Here is a 21336-nt window from a genome sequence, read left to right as displayed (position 1 = left end):
GAAAAATGGCAGAAGGAAAAGGGGAAAATACCATTCCCTATAAAGAAGTAAAAGTAACTTTTTCATCTCCCTACGGTTCTTGTTCCTACATTAGTTGGTGGTGCTACGCTTTGTGTTTGTGGTGTCTCTGCTTTTACCATTATCGGTATTTGGGCGGAGAGTATTAATAAAAGGAAAAGAGAAAGTTCTCTGCTCCCTTTCGGTAGTAATAAACTCATTTTTAATACTCCCCTTTATTTACTGTAAATTGTTTGCACTAGGATAACCGTCTGGTAAAAAGGTTTGACCTTTCTTACAAATTGGTCCGACTGCGTTAGGAATGGTTGCGGGTAATACTCCTAAAGATGCTCCTGTTTGTACATCTTTGATGGTCATTGTTCCAGCCGTATTATTATATTTATCGCTATGAGATATTCGGGCAATTCCACAGGTATTAGCTTTTACTTTACGGGTGGTGAAAATAGAATCAAAACTAACCTCATAATCACCAAAAGGAGTTAAACCAGTAATATAAACTCGGTCATCTGCATCTTTTTGTACTGTTCCTACTACGTTACCATTTAATACTCCATTAGTACATTTGAGAGAACCAGATAGGGGAACACTAGCCAAAAGGTAGTTTGTACCATTAAAAGTAATGCTATCAGTGGCAGGGTTTAAAGGAGTAGAAGTAGTCGAACTTAGTCTGATATAACCACATTCATTAGCTGATTTCTTAGATGTTTTCGGTACTCCCTCGTAAGTTACCTCTACCTGTTGATAAGAACCTAGACCGCTTAAGTAAATATCGTTATCATCCTCTATCACTGCAATCTGAGCTGAAACCGATGGAATAATTGAACCACAGACTAAACCTGCTAACATTAAACTAGAAAGTTTTTTCATAGTAATATAGGGGTTGTATATAAGAAAGTAAAAAAGCTAAACAATTATATATGATTTGTCCCCCTTGTTACTATCTTTTTCTTGTTTAGAGCAGGGCAACAGTTATTTCTCCTCTACATTCCCCATTTATTCTTCTACATCATCAAATACTATTTGATTAAGTTTTGTTAACTGCGTTCTCAATTTAGCCCAATTATTCCAGACAGTAGCTTTAGTGCGGTCGTATCCTGCTAATTCGCCCAAATAAGATTTACTATCGTAGTCTCCAAAACGGTAAGAGATTTTTATAATTTCCATTCTTTGTTTATCCCTTCTTCCTATTTCTTGAGAGACTTGGAAGTCTTTAGCTAGTTTATCAAGGTTAATTAACTCAATGGCTACTTTATCCCTAATTGCTTGTTTTAATTCTGTTTGGTCTCTTTTTAATTGTGCTACCTTTATCTGTAAATCACCGATAGCGATCGCTCTGGTCTGTGCTTGATTAGTACCACCACCCAAACTATTTTGTAGAAATGGTAAACCAATTAAATTAAGGGCATTATTAAGCAGATTAAGAGGATTGGTTAAGTCTCCTAATATTCTTTGGATGGGACCAGGGGGAGAAGGTTGTCTGATAGTATAAATATTACCGTTAGCATCTACTCTAGTCTCTGATACTCTATCAACATCGGAGAAAGCAGAATCGGACTGTAGATAATACTGTAGGAAAGGACTTAATTGATCCCAGAATATTGATTTTCTATTATTTGCCTGTGCTTCCGATATTTTTGTCTCTATTTCTTCGATTCTTTCATTAATTTCATTAACAGCAAAAGAGTTATTAATAGCAAGGGATTGTAATTGATTAGTACAGGAATTGGTAGCTTCGGCACAGGGTAATTCTCCCTTAAGTTCTTCCCAGACATCTTGATTGATTTTTCTGTCCACAATGTCATCTAATGCTGATAGTTCGAGTAAGGGATTTTCCTCTAACTCTAAAGGGTCTGTTATTAAGTTACCTTCTTCTTCTTCTACTTCCTCTATTTCTGGGGTTGACGGCAGTAAATTTTGGGCAATTGAGGGAACGGGCAACAGGGAATAGGGAACGGTGATAAAAGAAAGTAATAATAAGTGTAAATATTTACATCTATTTTTCATTATCTGGAACTAGAGTAATTTCTACTTTGATGGTATTATCTGTCTGATTTTCGTATTTAATCTTCTTAATCTGTCCTGAATAGGGGCTTTTAACTACCGCTATGGATGATAGTTTATCCTCAAGATTACTGATATTATCCGTTAATTGGGTTACTTTATACTCCTTATCTCTTACCTGCTGTTGATATTCCTGTTGTTGTCGGTTATAAGCTATTTGTGCTTGATTAGCTTCCTCAATACGAACGGTGGTATTAATGGAGTGGTTATATTCAAGGAGAGAACGGTCACTTTTTGCTTTCCTGAGTTTAGCGTTAGCTAGTTCTAGTTTAGCTCTAGCAGAATTTACCTTATCTTGTAGGTTTTGCAGTTCGATAATTCTATTTTCCTGTACCTGTTTTAGTTCGGCTTGGGTCAAGTCAAAGTTTGCCTGTTGTTTACTCAATTCCGATTGTTTCTGTCCTAATTTATATTTTTCATGTTCTATTACTTCAGGAGGTAAATTATTGATCATTGCTATACTAGCTGTCTTCTGTCCTTGTTTCTGTACCTCTTTTATTGCCTCCTCTACCTCAGTCTGTTGATGATTGACTTTCGCTTTTATACTGATGAATGGGTCATTCTCTAAAGCTAATGAATAAGCTCTTTGTGCTTGTACATACTCTAATTCTGCTGTCTCTACTTGTGCCTCCTCCTGAGCAAAATTAGCAGGTGGTAAATTCTGTATGGGTGGTGTAGGTATCGGTCTAATCGGTTCTAATACTTTACTACTCTTTATATTGTTTAATGCTAATTTCGTACTCCTTAACTGATTTTCTAAATTTTTTCTTAATAAGGTGCGGTCGCTGATTATATCTCCTTTCTTTATTATCTCCCCTTCCTTCACTTGTATATCTTCAGGACTGTAAATATTTACAGTAATCTTTAATCTTTTTGGTTGAGTGTCATCAAAGGTTAATGGTTCTTCAATTATGTTAGTGGTAGGAGTTAATGATTCTAACTTATTATTATTAGCAAGGATTGCAGGAACTGTAAATAAACTACATAAACTAGATAGTATAATTGTTTTCTTAATAATTTTTATCATCATAATCTTACCCTCAACAGAATGCAGAAATTAAAAGTAAGCGAGTTAAATCACTGTTCCCTGTTCCCCGTTCCCTGTTCCCTCACTTGTCTAATAATAATTGTACCTGTTCCACTATAATCTGTAAGATATTGTTTACAGTAATTTAATGGTGCAGAATTAATCTTAATAAATACTCTATCATCATTAGATGGTTGTAGGGTAATTGGGTTATAAATATCTGCTCTTTTAGGTAATATTAAATCTTCTCCATCTTCTATAATTAAGTTACCTGTTACATAAGTTCTACCGTTATCTTCATAGTTTATGTAGTCTATTATATCATCATCTTCTATGGTAATTTCTTTAATTATTTGTTCACTTGGTTTACCTTTCTTGATAATCATTTTAGATACTATAATATTAGATTCTTGAGAGTTGCCAATTCTATATAAATTACCCTCTAAATCTTTCCCTAAAAAATCATTAGCAGTTATTAATTCTACCACTTCAAATTTATCATTAATTCTCTCTTGAGTAATGCTATTATACCCTTGTATTTGAGCATATAAAACATACTCAGAAATATCCTGTTTTATTTGTTCTATAGCTCCTGAAGGTAACTTTAAAATAGTATTAAAAGTATTAGTAATAGAGCCTAAATTCGAGATATAAAGAGAAAGGATAAGTATAATAGTAAAAAATCCAATTAACCAATATTCAGCAGAGGAATTAGTGGATAATCTTAACCGAGGATTACCGGGTATAACTAATCGTGCTTGAGAGGGATAAAAAGCACATACCCCAGACTTAGTAAATACATCCCCAAACCACCCAACAAAGTAAGATAAACTAATTGTTTGCCAGAGGATAGGGTTTATTAAGGCTATGGGGGCTGTCACTAAAGTTATTATCCCTGTTATCAAAAATGAATGAGTTATACTTCTATGAGGGTATCTTTGTTCTATATATTTAGCAATAAAGGAAAATGGTGGTATTCGTCCCAATGTGCTGGTGGAGGTGTCACAATCGGGGAGTAAAGAAACCATAGAAGCAACGGCAAGATATAGAGGGTTAGAGGTAATTAATAACGATGTGGCAATGATACCTGTAAGACTATGACTAATACTTTTCATAACTGTTATTTGGGGAACAGGGAATTTAGATTTCCACACTCTTAAATATTCTCTCTGTTTATCCCTTATACTGAGAATCTTCTAATTGCTCGTATTGTATCCAATGATATTTCTTAATTTGTTCCATCTATAATGATTATAAATAGTTTTCTTTTTTTTATTTTTTCTTACTAAATTAATACAAAATATAGCAATGAGGTTAACCTTTAAAAAATATTTACTATATTCTTTTTTTTCTATTATATTATTTTCTTTAGTTTTGTCTATAGATAAATCATCTCCTAGCTTTGTTTATGCTGAGGAAATTAGTTTTTTTCGTGCCTCTCCCCGTTTAGCAAGAACACATACTACCTTCACTTTACCTAATGTTATTTCAACCTATATTTTGGAAATTGAAATACCTCAAAATGCAATAAATTCCTTGCAAAAAATTGTTATTAATCAGCAAACAAATATGGAAACTATAGATTTTTTCCCAGACCAAACAAAGGCTTTTATCATTAATAATAATCAACAAAAAATTAATGTTAAAGCAATAAATAATCTTAGTGACAATAAAAATGAACTTATTATTGAATTAGAACCGAGTATTCCATCAGGAAATACACTAAAACTAGAAGTAAAAGCTCGTAATCCTCTTTATGGGGGTATTTATCAATTTGGTGTTACAGCATATCCTCAAGGGAATAATCCTCGTAGTTTATATCTGGGTATTGCAAGATTTCATTTTGACCAACCGGGGGGAAGATTTTAACGATTCATTAAATTAATGATTGATATTAAGATTTTTTCTTCCTGTAAATATTTACACCATTCCTTTTGCCATAAATATAAAATTAATATTGATTGATCTACTTTTATATTAAATCAAAAATAAATTGCGACAATTGTGATACTTGAGTAAAAATGTAATCTGCATTAGTATTTTGATTGACTTTTGTTAACCCCCATGTGGCGTACACAGATAAAATTCCTGCCTGACTAGATGCAATCATATCATCTTCTTGATCTCCTATATAAATAACAGAATTTGCCTCACCTGATAATTGTTGTATAGCCTTATATAATGGCTCAGGATGTGGTTTATGATAAAATGTGTCATGATATGCAACTACATTATCTATATGCCACATCCAATAATTAATTACTTTTAAACAATAATTTTTAGGACTTGAGGTCACAATCCCTATTTTTAGATTATTTGACTTTAAATTATACAATAATTCATTGATACCGTTATAAGGTAATAATTGGGGGATTAAATCATACACTTTAGACCATTCTCTATTTTTACGATAAATTTCTGCCTGTCGAGAATCAATTAATGTTTGGTCAAGGTCAAATAAAACTGTTTTGATCATATTAAAAGAGATAAAACTATTTATGAAACTACAATATATTTTTTATTTTCTTCTGAATATTGCCATGCCATTCCCTCTGGGTCTTTATCTTTACTCCATTTCATGAGATGTTGATTTCCCTTCTTCTTATTGTTACTAATAGCTGAAGAAGATACTCCTAATCTTCGGGCTAATTGTATTCCTGTTAATGGAGTTATTGCTAATTCTTGATTTTCTTCAAAAGTAATTAATAATTGTTTTTCATTATCTATTTCTTGAGTAGTTTGTTGCGATAATTTAATCTGTTCTATTAATTGGTTTAAATCATTTTTATCAGTAATAGGAATTGCTTTTCCTTCGGCAATTAATTTTTCATTTCCTCTTGATTGTGTATTTTTATGTTCTAATGAATGATTGATACAGGCTAAAATTTTATTTTGTTCTAAACTAAATCTGACGGTGTGCATAGTGCCACCTTTAACATCTGTTTCAATTACTATTATTGCTTTACTTAATGCACTTTGTAATCTGTCTCTTTCCACAAAATTATTACGATATATTGGATGTCCATAAGGGTATTCGCTAATTAAACAACCACCAGACTCTAGTATTTCCCCTGCTAGTTTTTTATTTTCCACTGGATAGATGGTTTGCAATCCGTGAGCTAATACTGCAATGGTTTTACCACCACCTTTTAAACATCCTTTATGACCTACTGTATCACATCCTAATGCTAAACCACTAACAATAACAAAACCTTCTTCTGCCAGTGTTTTTCCTATTCTATATCCTACTTCTTTACCATAATGACTAGCTTGTCTTGTACCGATTATAGCTATAGAATTATCTGGGTGAATACAATCAATATTTCCCTTAACATATATGACAGTGGGGGGATTATTAATTGTTTTGAGAGTATCAGGAAATTGAGAGTCAAGATAAGTAATTACATGAATATCTTTTTCCTCATGTTCTATTAATAATTTTCTAGCTCGATTATAAGCATCGTCTATTTCTTGTTGACTAATATTTAATATTTTATTTATCGTTTTATAATATTTTGTTAATATCTCATGTAATATTGTCTGTCCTTGCCAATTATCACCATATTTATTGATAATATCTATTATTGTTTTATTACCTATTCCTTTGATTTGTTTAACGGCTAATAAATCTATTTTATTCACTTCGTAACTCATTGTTTTCTCCATTCTTATTTTAATCAATAAAGGTTATGTTTTCTTAGGAAGTTGTCTGAGCTAAAGATAGACAAAATACATTATTAACCCCTGTATTATTCAGTAGAATTGCACAGGCTTTTAATGAATTTCCTGTCGTACTAACATCATCTAAAACTAATATATTTTTATTATAAATTAATTCTTTTTTTACTACTTCTATTGAGTTCATATGGACTGTTATATCACGACAACCACCATAAGATAATTTATCAATAGTTCTCACTCTTTGTAAGCAGTCCACAAAAAGTAAATCACACTGTACCGCTACTATTTCCGCCACTATCGCGATACCACTTTTACTTGTTTTATGGGCTTCATGGGAAGGAACATAAGTAATAATAGAAATATCATAATTAAGCTCATTTTCTATATAGTTGATAACCTGATTTTTGAAAAAACGAATTGCTTCTCCTCTACTTTTTTTCAAATTTAGTATCTGTTGACTCCAGTGGTCAAAATTAGGATTATTCCCTCTACGATAAGGATGGTATGTTCCAATACTCTCAAAACTCTGGAAAGCTCTATTTGTTGCTAACATCTTTTTCCCTGTTAATCCTTACAATTTATAGATTAAAGAAATTAAATATAGCATTCCTATTTTTCATGCGAACCACAAAAAACTTAGTAAAAAAGACGATCCATCTATCACTAAAGCAATAAATGCGATCGCCTCTTATCCGTATTTTGTTCATTGAAAGAATAGTGATTGCTCTGTACTATACCTAGAGCGAGGCGTTAAGTCTTATTTATTTAACCTCGCTAAACCACAAACGAGGAGGATTAAAGTTTCCATTAATTCCACTACCTAAAAAGATAGCGATTTTCTATAGCTGGTAAACAAAAAGGTTTTGCGGATATAGGTTTCCATTAATTCCACTACCTAAAAAGATAGCGATAGAAGCAGTTTCCTACGACTGCGATCACCTCGGAGTACCTGAGTTTCCATTAATTCCACTACCTAAAAAGATAGCGATATGTGGACAGTGGAGATACTGTACAAATTGCAGCTCCTGGCTTGTGTTTCCATTAATTCCACTACCTAAAAAGATAGCGATTCACCATAAACTTCTTTAGCCACCTTATCATAGGCTTGAGGTTTCCATTAATTCCACTACCTAAAAAGATAGCGATAACATACTTCCACCTAAATCTAGTTGAAGAAGCAGTTTCCATTAATTCCACTACCTAAAAAGATAGCGATACTAATGCTTGGAAAAATGGTGACAAATGGGATAGTGCCATCTGCTTGTTTCCATTAATTCCACTACCTAAAAAGATAGCGATGTTTACGTTCAAAGCTCAGTAAGAAGAAATCAATCTAGGTTTCCATTAATTCCACTACCTAAAAAGATAGCGATTACTGGTACAAGACTACTTGCCCAGTGACGGGGCTAGAAGGGTTTTGGTTTCCATTAATTCCACTACCTAAAAAGATAGCGATGCTTCCATCAAAAAGAATTGGACGATCCGTGTTCCCAAAAAGTTTCCATTAATTCCACTACCTAAAAAGATAGCGATCAAACGCATTCATACCAAAGGTGTCAAAGACCAAGTCGCTAAGTTTCCATTAATTCCACTACCTAAAAAGATAGCGATGGTTATGGAGTTGCATTAGTAGAGAAAAGAGGTAGAGGTTTCCATTAATTCCACTACCTAAAAAGATAGCGATAGTTCCATCCAGTTAATGTATTGTCTCTATTGCTAATTAGAGTCGTTTCCATTAATTCCACTACCTAAAAAGATAGCGATAGCCCCATCTGACCTAAAGGTCTTCAGTATAAAAGGAGTGTTTCCATTAATTCCACTACCTAAAAAGATAGCGATTAGAGAGGACTACATTGTCTTTGCAGTGCGATCACCTTCTACTGTTTCCATTAATTCCACTACCTAAAAAGATAGCGATTAGCCCGACAATGGTATAAACACCACGTGGCTAGTAACTAGTTTCCATTAATTCCACTACCTAAAAAGATAGCGATTTTTAGGAAGACAACACGGCGATGGATTCATTTTAATGGGGTTTCCATTAATTCCACTACCTAAAAAGATAGCGATTTGACTACAAGCAAGAAGACGATTTAACGGCTAAAGCTATGTTTCCATTAATTCCACTACCTAAAAAGATAGCGATCGTCGTCTACTCTTCGGGCTTCCTCCAAGTTAGCAAAGCGTGTTTCCATTAATTCCACTACCTAAAAAGATAGCGATGCAAACTTGTTTATCTTTATCAACCCCTGTAAAACAGTTTCCATTAATTCCACTACCTAAAAAGATAGCGATGTTGTTTGTCACGGTACAGAGACAGGGAAGGTAGTTGTTTCCATTAATTCCACTACCTAAAAAGATAGCGATTGTAGCGAACAGGGATTGATTCCATTTGGTGATTTCCACCTGTTTCCATTAATTCCACTACCTAAAAAGATAGCGATTTTCTAAATAAGTTTGTAAACTATTTTTATCGTCTATAAAGGTCATGTTTCCATTAATTCCACTACCTAAAAAGATAGCGATCCAACTAGGCCAGTTCGCTCTAGCATATACAGAGAAGAATATTGAGTTTCCATTAATTCCACTACCTAAAAAGATAGCGATAGTTATATTCTAACCCTTTACCCTGTTTGATGTCTAGCGACGGTTTGCGAACCTTCGCTAAATTTTCTTCAGATTGCTTTTCCTTTACTTTGATGTACATAGTTAAAAGTCTTACCTAGTATGGTATCGAGGCTCACAGTGCATCTACTTAATTTGAGGTCATTTTGGTTGAGGGTCGCAGTTATATGATGGTTGATTTAGGCGGATTTGTCAGTTCCGAACCTTGTCCCCATATCTCCACTTGTTTAAGAGTATGAGCAGATATTGGATAAAATCTTAAATTGTCTTCTTCTTGTTTAAAAACTTTTTTTAATCTTTTTCTCAATTCTTTATATTGTTTTAGATTTAACACGCATTCAAAAACACTATACTGTACCCTTGAGCCATATCCTGTCAGAATATCTGCAATTTTTTTGCGTCGTTTATCATCGGGAATATCATAGGCGATAAGATAAAATAACATCAGCGAATTTGATAGGGTTGATAACCAATAATCGGATTATAAACAAATTCTTTGTAACGTTTAACTTGTCTCATCAACAAATCCCAACGGGGTTGTTTGGTTTCCTTTCCTGTGTTCACCAATTCCTCCATTCTTTGTAAAAAACTACTCAGAAACTTTTTTCTACCATTATTATTAAGATAGCAACCGCCATTTTTATAGGTGAAATCATCTATCCCATTAATTAAATTTCTATTAATTACATAAAGTACCAAAGAATCTATAAGGGGCGATCGAAACTCCTCCATTAAATCTGATGCTAAGGTAGCATGACGTTGATTGTCTTGATGTAAACAGGCATAATAGGGATCTAAATTTTGCAGTTCAATTAAGGTCAATAAATGATTCCAGAGAATCTGATAACCGAAACTTAGCATGGCATTAACAGGATTACCGGGAGGGCGACGACTACGGGCAAAAAATATAAAATCAGGGTTATTAATACACTGTCCAAATACAGAGAAATAAGTACTTGCTCCAGCACCCTCATAACCAATTATTTTTTCAATACTGTCAGCATAATTAATTTTATCAATAAGGTAATTAAGGATGTTAAAACATTGACTGAAATCGTAATGACCTCTTAATTTCTGTCTTCTTTGTAAGATAACTTTTTGATTAATTAATTTTGTTTTAATGATCGCTCTAGCAGTGATTAATTTATCAGAAAAACTTAACTGTTGTTGGTAGCGAGATAGTTGACGATAACCTCTTTCAATAGCAATGGCACGACCATAACAATAACCCATACGAGAAAGATAAACAATAGGAATATTACGCCACAAACAAACTCTAATAGCCTGGGTAGTAATCTGAGATTTCCCAAAAATAAGGATTTGTTCTAACAAAGGTAATTGGACTTTATTTATAATGTTATTACCTCGTTTAACTATAAGTAAATCCTTTTGTAAATAGAGATAACAACCTTGAACGGAAACATAAAGAGTATTCATTTATCTTCGTATTTTTTCTGGAGAATATTATTAATTTTATTAAGTTTAATCGCACCAGTTTTTAAGTCTTGATATGAATAATCTAAAAATTTATTTGCGGAAGATTTTAATAACAATGCCGTAATCAAATCAAATGCTATTGTTACAGCTAAACTGTAAATACTAACATCAATAGTATTTGTAATTACAGAGGTTAATCCCAGAGGAGCAATTAATAATAAAGATAGAGTAATTAAACCATAAAAAAATGCAACGGTAATACTTTTGATGAGACTTCCTTCACAAGAAATTGACATGATAATAAATTAATTATTATTAACTAACGATACCTCCATCACCAATAGTAAATAACTATAAAATAAATTTGTTTTAATTCTATTAATTTAATGCGAACATCAAAATCTTACTTTTTTATTAACAAATACTACTATTTGCAAAGATATTGAAACAAAAAGATTATTTAGATAAAACAATATTAATTTTTTTGTGATTCGCTTAAAAATAGCAAACAGAGAAAAATTAATAGGATAAGTTAATGGTAATGAAGCTAAGGAATAAGCCAATATGGTGATTTATACAGCAATTACTTTTTCACCAGTACAAGGATTTATCGAAAAGTCTCGTAAACTGCGTGACTTATACGGTGCATCATTAATTCTTTCCTACTTGAGTAAGAAAATTGTTGATGAGGCGATTAATCAAAACTGTGAGATAATTTCCCCTGGATTACCGAATTTAGCAAAAGGAATGCCCAACCGCATTTTGATTAAAGGAGATTTTCCTCAAGATTTGGTAAAACAAACTTTATTTCATTCATGGAAAAAGATTCTCTGGGAGTGTAAACAATGGATTGAAACTCACGTGTCTGATGTTTATACTTGGGATCGAGATTGGGAAATGTGGGCTACTCATACATGGGAGTTTTTCTGGGGGCAAGGTGATTCTATTAGTTCCGCTATTGAAGACTTAGAAAATCGTAAGTTATCCCGTGATTGGGTCGGTATTAACTGGATTGGGGAAAGTTCGAGTTTGACGGGGACAGATGCGATCGCATTTAACTTTTTAGGTGCTGGACATCGTAATCCCAAAACATTAAACTATGAACGGGAAAAAGAAGTAATCGATAATTTTTATACTAAATTATCAGCAGTTTTAGAAAGGAGTACAGAGGAAGCCACAGAGGGAAAAGTTTTAGACTTAAATGAGCGTTTAAGCATTCCTGAATTAGTGAAAAGATTAATTACTTTACCTAATACTGGAATTCCTCAAAAATTTCCTAAAAATGATATACCTTTTGTGGAAAAATTCACGGAATTAACCAGAAAACCAGAGCCAGAGAATAATATTACTGGACAATGGACGGGTTGGTTTATGGGGGATGGTGACAAAGTAGGGGATCATCTAAAATCTTTACTTGCTCAACCTAATGAGGAACAAAAAATCAAAGACTTTAGTAATGCAATGCGTCAATGGGGTGAGGATTTTAGTAATAATTTTCCCTCAGATTTAGGTAGAATAATTTATGCAGGAGGTGATGATTTTTTAGGGGTTATTTACAACAAAAATCACCGTAAAAATCCACAAGATTTGCGACAAGATGCTCTCCAATGGCTATTAACTCTCAAAAAACAATGGGAAAAACACGAGCAAAAGATTAATTTAAGTGTCGGTTTTGTCTGGGTAGCAGGAAGTGTACCGCAACGGGATGTTTTACAGCATTGTCGAGAGGCGGAAAAAGTCTCAAAAAATAAAGGGCGCGATCGAGTTACTATTCGTATTGTTTTTAATAGTGGACAATATGTACAGTGGACAACTCCTTGGGATAATTTAGGTATCTTATTCGATTATCAAGATAGGGATAAGAAGCAAAATTGGACTCATATTTATAATGATTTAGCCCAATTAAAAGCTCGTCATGGTATTAGATTAACGGAAGGAAAACAAGTAACTAATGATTATTTATTAGCTAAAAGTTTAATTGATATTTACTTTGATAATCAAGGAGAAGAAATTTTTAAAAAGAGAAAACATATTGTCGGAGATAATGATTCTTTAGCTTTTAAAATTTGGGTTAATAATTTAGTAGAAGTAGGATGGCAATTATGCAGTTAAAAATTAGTAGTAAACTCTTTAGAGTTTGAGAAAAAAGGCTAAAGCCTTTACTACAAACCATTTTAAAAGTAAAATAATTATGTTCAAATATTTAATCACAATTAAGCCTTTAGGGTTTTTATATGGTAGTGCAGGAGGGTTTTTATCTCCTGAGAATTTAGTAGGGCGATCGCGTTCAAAATTTCCGCCAGATCCTGCAACACTGTCAGGTTTATTCTTCAGTACTCATTATAATGATAAAAAGTATAAAGAAGAAGAATTAAGGGAAAATTTGCACATAGCAGGAGCATTTTGGGCAAAAGAAAATCAATATCAATTTTTCTATGTACCAATTCCTTGGACAAAAATTATTGATGAAAAAACAACTGATGAATGGTTAATAAAAAATAATAAATGGTGCAGAGAAAAACCTGATTTAACTCCTGAATATAGTTGGGTAAAAATTAATCAATGGAATTTATCCGCTCAGGTAATTAAAGGGAATAAAAGTATTGAGAAAAATCCTTGGAAGTATGTCTCAGTTTTACATCCAAAAATGAAAAAAGATGAACGACATACGGAAGAAGGAGGGTTATTCTTAGAGAATGCAGTACAGATGGAAGATGATGTTTGTCTCGTTTATTTATCAACCCACGAATTACCCGATGGTTGGTATCGTTTCGGAGGGGAAAATCATCTCGTAGAAATTAACACTATCCCTATTAGTGAAAATAATCCCATCCTAAAATTACTGCAACAGCCGATCACCAAAACCTTTGCTTTAATTACATCAGCAGTATGGGGAACTAATCGCTTATCTTTCCGTTATCCACAATCTGAATCTTTCCCAAAAGTTGATAAAATCCTCACTGATAAAGCTATACCCTACCGTTATCGTGCAGGGGGGAGAATGGGGCGAGGACGCTATGGAGTAAGTGCTGGTAGTGTTTATGTTTTATCAGAATCCATGAATAAATCATGGTGGGATTGGGATGAAAATTGGTTTCCCAATGAAGGCTACTCCCTGAAAAAAGTTGGTAGTGGTTTATGTTTACCTTTAGAAATTAATGGAGTGAATTAACAATGTATAAAAAGGCTTACGGTATTATTGAAACTCTTGCACCTGTTCATGTTGGGGCTACAGCAGGAGAGGAAAGCGGTAATTTAAACCTTATTTTTCGAGATCAATTTACTCTCACAGGGGTTATACCGGGTAGCTCGATTCGGGGACGTTTTCGCTCGGAAATGTTTTTGATAAAAGGTGATAATGATACGAATAAATGGTATGGACACGATGCAGACTCAGGAGTAACCGATTCAACAACGGAATCGCTCATCAAATTTGAATACGCATCTATTGTTTGGCTTCCTGTATTTTGTCCAGGACAACCAATAGTCTGGGTCAGTTGTCCTAAACTATTAAAACGTTATAAACGTATCACGGGGATAGATGATGATATACCTAAAGTGTATAGTGGTTCATCTGTATTGAAACCGTTAACAGTAGAAAATAAACCAACTTTATTCTTTAACTTCGGCTTTCTTACTATAGATCACCCAAACAAGAATTTAAAAACATGGTTTGCTAATGGGGAAGAATTACCTGCGGTGGTGGTAGCCGATGATGAAATTGCCATGATTCACGATATGGCTTTATATCGTCAAAGTCGGGTGCGTTTGGATGAAAATGAGAAAAAAGCGGTAAAAGGTGCTTTCTTTAATACTGAAGCTCTTCCAGAGGGTACACAGATGATTTTTCCGGTAGCAATAAAAAAAGATGAGGAAGATTGGAAGCCTTTTGAAGATAATTCAACTAAAGGAGAGATTTATCTAGGCGGTTTAGAGTCTATTGGTTTTGGACATTGTGCCATCGAAATAAAAGGAATTTGATCATCCCAAAGGAATAAATTCGATTCCCCTATGATTCTTTAATAAAAGGGGAAATTATTGATTTAATTTAACTTACATTATTTTGGAGTTTAAAAAATATGGCTTGGCAGTCTTACAATTTAGATCGAGTAGCTAATGATTTAGTGTTGAGATATAGAGGCAGTGATGCTCTTAATCAAAGTTATAAAATGCGTATGACTGTTGCTTACGGTTTAGAGCGTTTTTGGGGTGAGCAATTTCGCTTACAGGGTATTCGTGGCAGTGAACAAAAGGCTAATTATTGGCGTGATACTTGGCAAAAGTTAGTAGAAATTATGGCAAACGCCGGAGTTGATTTACCTAATGATAACATCGACCCTAATAATACTCAACAAATTCAAGTTATGGCTGATAGACTATGGAGTTTTGACCAAGAACAACGAAAAGTAGTGATCGCTGTTTTAACTCAATTAACGGAGTCGATGGTGTGGTGGACACAACGCTATAAATAAAATCAGACTAAGTAATAGTTAATATTGCAAAAAAATATTCAAGGAGAAAAAGATGGTTAGAGATGCTTATGAACGTGTACCATTAATGTTTAGATCTCAAATTGATAGTAGATGTCAAATTCAAAGATTAGTACCCAAAGCTAAGATACAAGATGGAGAAATATGGGCAGATGAATGGTTAGATTCTGTTACTGATTCTCAGGATTATCAATTTAGTTCACAAGTACAAACTAAGTCCTATCAATTTACATGGCGATTTATTACTAATAGTGGACAAGATGACGGGGTGATTCGTCCTGTAATTGGAGCAAAGGGTTTTCCCTACTTCCCTGGTTCGAGTATGAAAGGTGCTTTTTGGCGTAGTTGCCCGAAAAAGAAACGCCCTATATACTGTGGTTATGAGGAAAATGGGGAAAGTCACCCTGGTATTTTACGCTTTCATGGTGGTTATCCCGACAAGGAATGGATGTCAGAAGAATTAGTGGATGTGGTTCATCCCCAAGAAGGTTGGCAAATTAAGGGTTATGATAATCATTCGGCTTTTATTCAAATCTCCCTCTATCAACCTCAATTTACCTTTGGTATCTCCTCAAACAAAACTTTAAATGAGGAAGAATGGCAAGAAATTTGGCAAATTTGGGAAGATGCGATCGCACAGGGGTTAGGTACAAGGGTAAGTGCAGGATATGGGCAAGTAAAATTAGATAATCGTGATGAACTAAACTCTATTATCAGTGTCAATCTGAAAGGACAAGGATTAGCTTCTCAGTTAATTAGCAAAGAAGGGGAATTTCGAGTAAATATGTTTAAAGCGGCTTTGAGAGGGCATACGATGAGATTACTAGGTGGTGTTACCACAGCCGAAATTGCAGAAAAACTGACTAAAAAATTATGGGGTGGTTTTGATGGAAGGAATGGAGCAATAGTGGGTGAATTAGGAATCGTTTTTAATCCTATTGATTTAGAGATGAATAACTTTACTTATACTCCAGCTCGTAATTCTTTTGATATGCCTATTTATAAATTAGAACATGGTGTTCTCGATATTTTAGCAATGGGTAAAATTAAGGATAAGAGAAAAGAACATTTACATAAGTTCTTAACTAAAATACTCCAATTTAGCCTTTTGTTAGGTGGTTTTGGGAAATCGTGGCGAAGAATTGATCATCGATTATTTTACAGTGATTATCTTGACAATGGAAATAAACCAATGATTGGTTGTCATTGGGAATTTATTAAATCATCCACTAAATTATTTATTCCCATCAATGAATTAAGTGATGTTACTAAATTTCTTGACGGTGTTTATAGAAATATGCAGAATTGGGTAGAAAAAGCTAGTAAAGAAGAATTAAACGCAAATGGTGCTAACTGGCGAGAATCTTTCAAAAAAGATAACGTGCAAGTATGGGGAAGAATTGCTGAAAATCGTTTTGAGAGTGAGGCTATTTATTATTTCCATGATCAAGATTATGGTATCAAACAATCAAATTTAACAGGAAGAATGGGAAGAGTTGGCAGAATTATTCATCGAATGTACCCTAGAAGAGTCAAACAAGAAGATAAAAGAATTTTACCTACTAAACAATATGTAGAATTATTAACTATTTTTCCTGATAACAGTGACATAACAAATAATTTTTTAAACTTTTTAGGCTCAAATGCCAGTGCGTTTCAACGTCTGTGGTAATTTTAAATAATAAAAATAAGATAATTATGACAACAATATTAATATCATTTGTTGGTACACAAGATCCCTACTCCCCAAAAAATCAGCAAGATGGATCAATTATTACCTTAACAAAATATCTATTAAATACTCAAGAAAATATCAAAAAAGTTATTTTACTTTACACTCAAGATTTAGACACTAATGCGGAATTAACAAAAGATGTATTGCAAACTGAATATGGTATTTTAGAGATAGAAATAATAGCTGTAAATAAAGAACTATCTAAAGATCCAATTAATTTTTCTTTAGCTATTAATGAAGCAAAAAAAGGCTTAAATATTGCGGATCAATATTGGCAATTAGGAGATATTTTAGCTTTAAATGCTTCTTCGGGTACACCAGTGATGAAATCAGCGTGGGCAATTCTTCAAAGTGCTGGTTATGCCCCTCATAGTAATGTTTGGCAAGTTCGTAACCCTGATACCATCAACACAGGACAGGAACCAGTTTTTACGACAAATGTCAATACATTAAAAGAGGAATTTGATCGAAAAATTATTATTCAGCAAATCAATAATTATAATTATAGTGGTGCATCATTAACATTAGAACAAAGCTCCTTATTTTCAAAAAAAGTTGATGATTTATTAATTTATGGAAAGCAAAGATTAGCTTTTAATTTTAATCAAGCATACAGTCAAATTTCTCATTATCAAGAAGATGATATAAAAAGTTTTACTACTGATATTATTCCTTTAAGACAAAATAATGTAGTTGCTTTATTAAAAGAAGTTTATTTTAAAGCCTGTATTAAATTAGAACAGAAAGAATATTCTGATTTTTTAATTTGGTTGTTTGCTTTTCAAGAAAATTTATTACAATATTTAATGAGAAGAAAATTTTTAAATAAATCTCAGTGGGAGAATAGTAAATGGAAGGCAGTTGAGTTAGAAATTATTGAGAAAATTAAAGTATTTGATAACGATAAATTATACAAGCATTTACAAAAGAATCATGTTAATTTTAAGTATCTTAATCGTCCAATGATGATGGATATAATTAAGTATGATACTGACTTTTCTAACTTCTTACAAAATATAAATTTTATAGAAAAGTATGCTTCAGAAAGAAATAATCATATTCATCATTTACAAGGAGTGGAAGAAATTAAAGAACAAGAAAAATTAACAAAGTCAATGTTAGATATTTTAAAATTAATCAGCAAAATACCAGAGACTAATCCTTTTAAAGTTGTCAATACAAAAATTTTTGAATTATTATGATATGTCACTTTTTAATCGGTGTTCCCGCTTCTGGTAAATCAACTTTTGCTCAACTTTTAGCCCAAACTGGTAACTATCAAATTATCTCTACGGATACCATCAGAAAAGAACTTTATGGAGATGAAATTGTACAGGGTAATTGGTTAGAAATTGAAGCTGAAGTTCTTAAACAAATAAAAAATACGATTACACTTAATAAAGGGATTATTTATGATGCCACCAACGCTCAAAGAGCATGGAGAATGGACTTATTGTCAAAAATAGAGAAGCAAATCGGTAAAATTCATTGGTTAGCATGGTATCTCAATTTAGATCTTAAAATTGCTCAAAAATGGAATAGTCAGCGTGATCGCACCGTGCCTGATAATATAATAGAGAGGATGAATGATTCATTACAGCAATTTCCGCCCCATGTAGCCGAAGGTTTTATTAATATTGTAGAAATTAAACAACCCCAACAGTACAATTTATCGTTTATTGAAGAAAAATTAAATGGTTTAGAACGTTCTATAATTAATAGAGAGAATCGTACTAAAATAGAAAATATTACCCCCCATCGTTATTCTAAATTATTAGATTTTGACAGGTTAATGCACCTAATATCTTTGTTAATCGCTTATCCTGAGTTGGGAAATTTAGAATATGCCTATCCCGATATTTTAGAGCAAATATTTGGTAATCCTGTTACCTTTGATGATTCTCTTAGTGAAATTAGTGCCGTTATGGCAAAATTAAAAGGTAATATTTATGCTGATAAATTAGCTATTGAAAAAGATTTACAATTTCTTATTAATTATGGATTAATCAAACATAATATTACAGAACCTAAGTATGAATTATCCCTGACAGAAATGAATGATAATTTAGATGGTATTATTACTCATTATGCTTCTGATAAATACACTTTTGAGAGAATTTTAAACACAATTAAGACTATTGCGGATTATCCTTTTCTTCCCAATGTTGAAGCAGATTTTCTCAATCAATTATATCCTGATGAGCAAAATATAAAAGATAGTAGCAAATCAAATCTTTCTGGACATTTAACTAATTTAACCTGTACGTTGATTTCACTGGAAAAATGTCCTGATAAACACCTAAAAGCAAGACGAGATTTACTTAGAAAAGATATTCAATTTATTCTCAAACCTTATCAAATTTTACCTAAAACTATGCGTAATGGTTATTTCCTCGGCACTGGTATCCTTTCTGAAAGAGAATTAGTTGAGACATTTCGTCTCCTGCAAACCCAAACCAAAAATATTGATGATCCTTTAGCTCTTAACCTTTATCATAAGTTTGAGCAGAAAATGAAATGGGCTAATTTTGATGACCATTATAGTTATCCTGTTAGAGCGATCGCCAATCACTCCATGATTGATACTGAATCTTTAGACTCCACAACACTAAGTAATCAAACTCAGAGAATACAGGAAATTATTGAACAGGGAAAATTAGTACAACTAAATAAATTTGCTAATCGTGGTAGTTACGAAGGAGAAGAAAAAGGTGCTTTTTGTGGATGGTTATTACAGATAGTTTTTTATAATTTTGCATGGTATGTAGGATTTGAGCAGAAGGGAGGAGAAAAAGATAAATTATTTCGTTTTGAAAGGTTAGACAGACTTTATATTCAACAGGAAATGGATACAACTAGAAGTATCACAGAGCAGAAAAAAGCATTAAAAAAATTAACTAAATTATTATCAGCTAGTTATGGTATTCATCTGGGGAATAGTGTTGAACAGCAAAAGTTATTTTTAAGCAGTAATAAAGAAGATAAACAAAAAGTACAGGAAACAGTTGAATTATGGTTTAGTGAAAAAATATTTAGTTTTGTTGCAGAAGGTACAAAAAGGTTTCCTAGTCAACAAATGAAAATGACAAAACCCCCCCGCTTATTATCGAATAGTAATTCATCATTATTTAGCTTGAGTAAAAGTAAAGACAAACAAAAACCTTATCGTTTTCAGGTTACATTACCTCAATGGTCACTAGATGAATTTGATTTCATTCGCTGGATATTAGGATTTGGTGGTGAAGTGAAAGTACATAAACCTAAAATACTACAGAAAAAAATTATTACACTTTCAAGTAATACTATAAATGTCTATCAAAAACAAAATATTGATTCTGAACTGTAAATATTTACACGCTTAATAATTTCTGTGCTATACCTTCATCGACAGAGAGTTACAGTAGCAGAATATTAATCATTAGTGTCTATTTCATAAACAACTTCCTCAATCGTAGTTTTTGTATATTTGACTGATTTGATTTTTTTGTCTTTAATATTTAGATCTATATCTTTTGCCAAGTTAGTTTGAATATTTTTTTTGACTAATTTACCTTTATTACTGCTATTTTTGGTCATCTCTATTTCGGTTTTCGGAGAATCTTTTTTGACTAAATTAGAAGATTTTTGGTTAGGTTTGGTCGTTTTGGAGGCAGAGGATTGATCGATCGCATCCGCCTTTGTATCAATAGTATAAACGGGACTAGCATAACTATCATTATTACCGTTAAATTTTGTAGTTACAGGGTGGTAAGTGTGAGTATATTTACTACCAAAAAGACTGCTCCAAACATATGAGATAATGTTAAAAATAAAGCATAGGACAAAAAATCCTAATACAAACGTTAAAACAAATTGCCAGTACGTTACAAGTAATCCTACTACAAACAATGCAATAATCACATATAAACATCCTGCACAGCCATTCTCATTTTGATTACTCATAATTTACCTTTGCCCGTGTATGTTAAATTTGCTGGTTAATTAACGGTACAGATTAATTATTTACCTGACATTTACTAATTTAAGGTGAAACTTATCAACTAACAACTCTCTCATGCGAACAACAAAACAAGTTAAAAACTGAAGGAGGAGAAACTTGCACCTAGAGATCTTAATAATTTCGGTGCGATCAAAAAGTTTATTATTTTGAGATAATGATGAGTATTTTGTCATTCGCTTCAAAAAGACAGACACTCAGTTAAATAACAATTAAATTAGACAATGTAATCAGAAATTAATTATATCCATCCTTAAAAGGTTCG

The 21336-nt window shown here is 32.7% G+C and carries 20 protein-coding genes and 1 CRISPR repeat array; of the genes, 9 read left to right on the top strand and 11 right to left on the bottom strand.

Annotated features, from left to right (window positions below):
• Window positions 1-5: 5 nt before the first annotated feature.
• Window positions 6-167, top strand: a complete 162-nt coding sequence (locus Dongsha4_RS17710; RefSeq protein WP_330203604.1) for a hypothetical protein — start codon at window positions 6-8, stop codon at window positions 165-167.
• A gap of 70 nt (window positions 168-237) precedes the next feature.
• Here the strand turns inward: Dongsha4_RS17710 and Dongsha4_RS17705 are convergent, their stop codons facing one another.
• The 4 genes from Dongsha4_RS17705 to Dongsha4_RS17690 all read right to left on the bottom strand — a co-directional run bounded on the left by Dongsha4_RS17705 (window position 238) and on the right by Dongsha4_RS17690 (window position 4260).
• On the bottom strand, window positions 238-885 hold the full coding sequence (locus Dongsha4_RS17705) for a hypothetical protein (RefSeq protein ID WP_330203603.1): 648 nt from the start codon (window positions 883-885) through the stop codon (window positions 238-240).
• Window positions 886-1011: 126 nt separating this feature from the next.
• Window positions 1012-2022: a hypothetical protein gene (locus Dongsha4_RS17700; RefSeq protein WP_330203602.1), complete on the bottom strand. Its 1011-nt coding sequence runs from the start codon at window positions 2020-2022 to the stop codon at window positions 1012-1014.
• Window positions 2012-3109, bottom strand: a complete 1098-nt coding sequence (locus Dongsha4_RS17695) for a hypothetical protein (protein ID WP_330203601.1) — start codon at window positions 3107-3109, stop codon at window positions 2012-2014. Before Dongsha4_RS17695 ends, Dongsha4_RS17700 begins: the two co-directional genes overlap by 11 nt.
• A gap of 47 nt (window positions 3110-3156) precedes the next feature.
• Complete coding sequence (locus tag Dongsha4_RS17690; RefSeq protein ID WP_330203600.1) at window positions 3157-4260, bottom strand: metal-dependent hydrolase; 1104 nt, start codon at window positions 4258-4260, stop codon at window positions 3157-3159.
• Window positions 4261-4480: 220 nt separating this feature from the next.
• On the opposite strand from Dongsha4_RS17690, the gene Dongsha4_RS17685 reads away from it, so the two are divergent.
• The gene (locus tag Dongsha4_RS17685; RefSeq protein ID WP_320000969.1) at window positions 4481-4975 is read left to right on the top strand and encodes a DUF2808 domain-containing protein; all 495 of its coding nucleotides are present in this window, start codon (window positions 4481-4483) and stop codon (window positions 4973-4975) included.
• Window positions 4976-5078: 103 nt separating this feature from the next.
• On the opposite strand, the gene Dongsha4_RS17680 is transcribed toward Dongsha4_RS17685, so the two are convergent.
• From Dongsha4_RS17680 to csx18, 6 genes are all read right to left on the bottom strand, one after another.
• Window positions 5079-5582 carry an HAD family hydrolase gene (locus tag Dongsha4_RS17680; RefSeq protein WP_330203599.1) on the bottom strand — a complete coding sequence of 168 codons (504 nt, stop codon included), beginning with the start codon at window positions 5580-5582 and terminating at the stop codon, window positions 5079-5081.
• Between the two features lie 20 nt (window positions 5583-5602).
• Window positions 5603-6760: a DNA-processing protein DprA gene (gene dprA / locus Dongsha4_RS17675; RefSeq protein WP_330203598.1), complete on the bottom strand. Its 1158-nt coding sequence runs from the start codon at window positions 6758-6760 to the stop codon at window positions 5603-5605.
• Between the two features lie 43 nt (window positions 6761-6803).
• Window positions 6804-7340 (bottom strand): hypothetical protein, encoded by a 537-nt coding sequence (locus tag Dongsha4_RS17670; protein ID WP_330203597.1) that lies wholly within the window; start codon window positions 7338-7340, stop codon window positions 6804-6806.
• A 247-nt stretch (window positions 7341-7587) separates the two neighbouring features.
• Window positions 7588-9394: a CRISPR direct-repeat array (repeat unit 36 nt; unit sequence GTTTCCATTAATTCCACTACCTAAAAAGATAGCGAT).
• Between the two features lie 181 nt (window positions 9395-9575).
• Window positions 9576-9857 carry a CRISPR-associated endonuclease Cas2 gene (cas2, locus tag Dongsha4_RS17665; RefSeq protein WP_330203596.1) on the bottom strand — a complete coding sequence of 94 codons (282 nt, stop codon included), beginning with the start codon at window positions 9855-9857 and terminating at the stop codon, window positions 9576-9578.
• The gene (cas1, locus tag Dongsha4_RS17660) at window positions 9857-10849 is read right to left on the bottom strand and encodes a CRISPR-associated endonuclease Cas1 (protein WP_330203595.1); all 993 of its coding nucleotides are present in this window, start codon (window positions 10847-10849) and stop codon (window positions 9857-9859) included. Before cas1 ends, cas2 begins: the two co-directional genes overlap by 1 nt.
• Window positions 10846-11145 carry a CRISPR-associated protein Csx18 gene (csx18, locus tag Dongsha4_RS17655; protein WP_330203594.1) on the bottom strand — a complete coding sequence of 100 codons (300 nt, stop codon included), beginning with the start codon at window positions 11143-11145 and terminating at the stop codon, window positions 10846-10848. Before csx18 ends, cas1 begins: the two co-directional genes overlap by 4 nt.
• A gap of 268 nt (window positions 11146-11413) precedes the next feature.
• Between csx18 and Dongsha4_RS17650 the strand changes: the two genes are divergently transcribed.
• From Dongsha4_RS17650 to Dongsha4_RS17620, 7 genes are all read left to right on the top strand, one after another.
• Window positions 11414-12961, top strand: coding sequence for a Cas10/Cmr2 second palm domain-containing protein (locus Dongsha4_RS17650; protein WP_330203593.1), 1548 nt, complete (start codon window positions 11414-11416; stop codon window positions 12959-12961).
• A gap of 79 nt (window positions 12962-13040) precedes the next feature.
• Complete coding sequence (locus tag Dongsha4_RS17645; protein ID WP_330203592.1) at window positions 13041-14021, top strand: type III-B CRISPR module-associated Cmr3 family protein; 981 nt, start codon at window positions 13041-13043, stop codon at window positions 14019-14021.
• A gap of 2 nt (window positions 14022-14023) precedes the next feature.
• Window positions 14024-14830 (top strand): RAMP superfamily CRISPR-associated protein, encoded by an 807-nt coding sequence (locus Dongsha4_RS17640; RefSeq protein ID WP_330203591.1) that lies wholly within the window; start codon window positions 14024-14026, stop codon window positions 14828-14830.
• 98 nt (window positions 14831-14928) lie between these two features.
• Window positions 14929-15321 (top strand): hypothetical protein, encoded by a 393-nt coding sequence (locus tag Dongsha4_RS17635; RefSeq protein WP_330203590.1) that lies wholly within the window; start codon window positions 14929-14931, stop codon window positions 15319-15321.
• Window positions 15322-15373: 52 nt separating this feature from the next.
• The gene (locus Dongsha4_RS17630; RefSeq protein ID WP_330203589.1) at window positions 15374-17011 is read left to right on the top strand and encodes a hypothetical protein; all 1638 of its coding nucleotides are present in this window, start codon (window positions 15374-15376) and stop codon (window positions 17009-17011) included.
• Window positions 17012-17037: 26 nt separating this feature from the next.
• The gene (locus Dongsha4_RS17625; RefSeq protein WP_330203588.1) at window positions 17038-18276 is read left to right on the top strand and encodes a hypothetical protein; all 1239 of its coding nucleotides are present in this window, start codon (window positions 17038-17040) and stop codon (window positions 18274-18276) included.
• Window positions 18273-20420: an AAA family ATPase gene (locus Dongsha4_RS17620; RefSeq protein ID WP_330203587.1), complete on the top strand. Its 2148-nt coding sequence runs from the start codon at window positions 18273-18275 to the stop codon at window positions 20418-20420. The genes Dongsha4_RS17625 and Dongsha4_RS17620 overlap by 4 nt, the downstream gene beginning before the upstream one ends.
• Window positions 20421-20485: 65 nt before the next feature.
• On the opposite strand, the gene Dongsha4_RS17615 is transcribed toward Dongsha4_RS17620, so the two are convergent.
• Entirely contained in the window at window positions 20486-21016 is a 531-nt protein-coding gene (locus Dongsha4_RS17615; RefSeq protein WP_330203586.1) for a hypothetical protein, read from the bottom strand.
• Window positions 21017-21336 lie beyond the last annotated feature (320 nt).

It is taken from the genome of Cyanobacterium sp. Dongsha4 (assembly GCF_036345015.1).
In the GTDB taxonomy this organism is placed as follows: Bacteria; Cyanobacteriota; Cyanobacteriia; order Cyanobacteriales; family Cyanobacteriaceae; genus PCC-10605.
The sequence above is the reverse complement of the archived record's forward strand: the minus strand, read 5'-3'. Positions and strand labels throughout refer to the sequence as shown.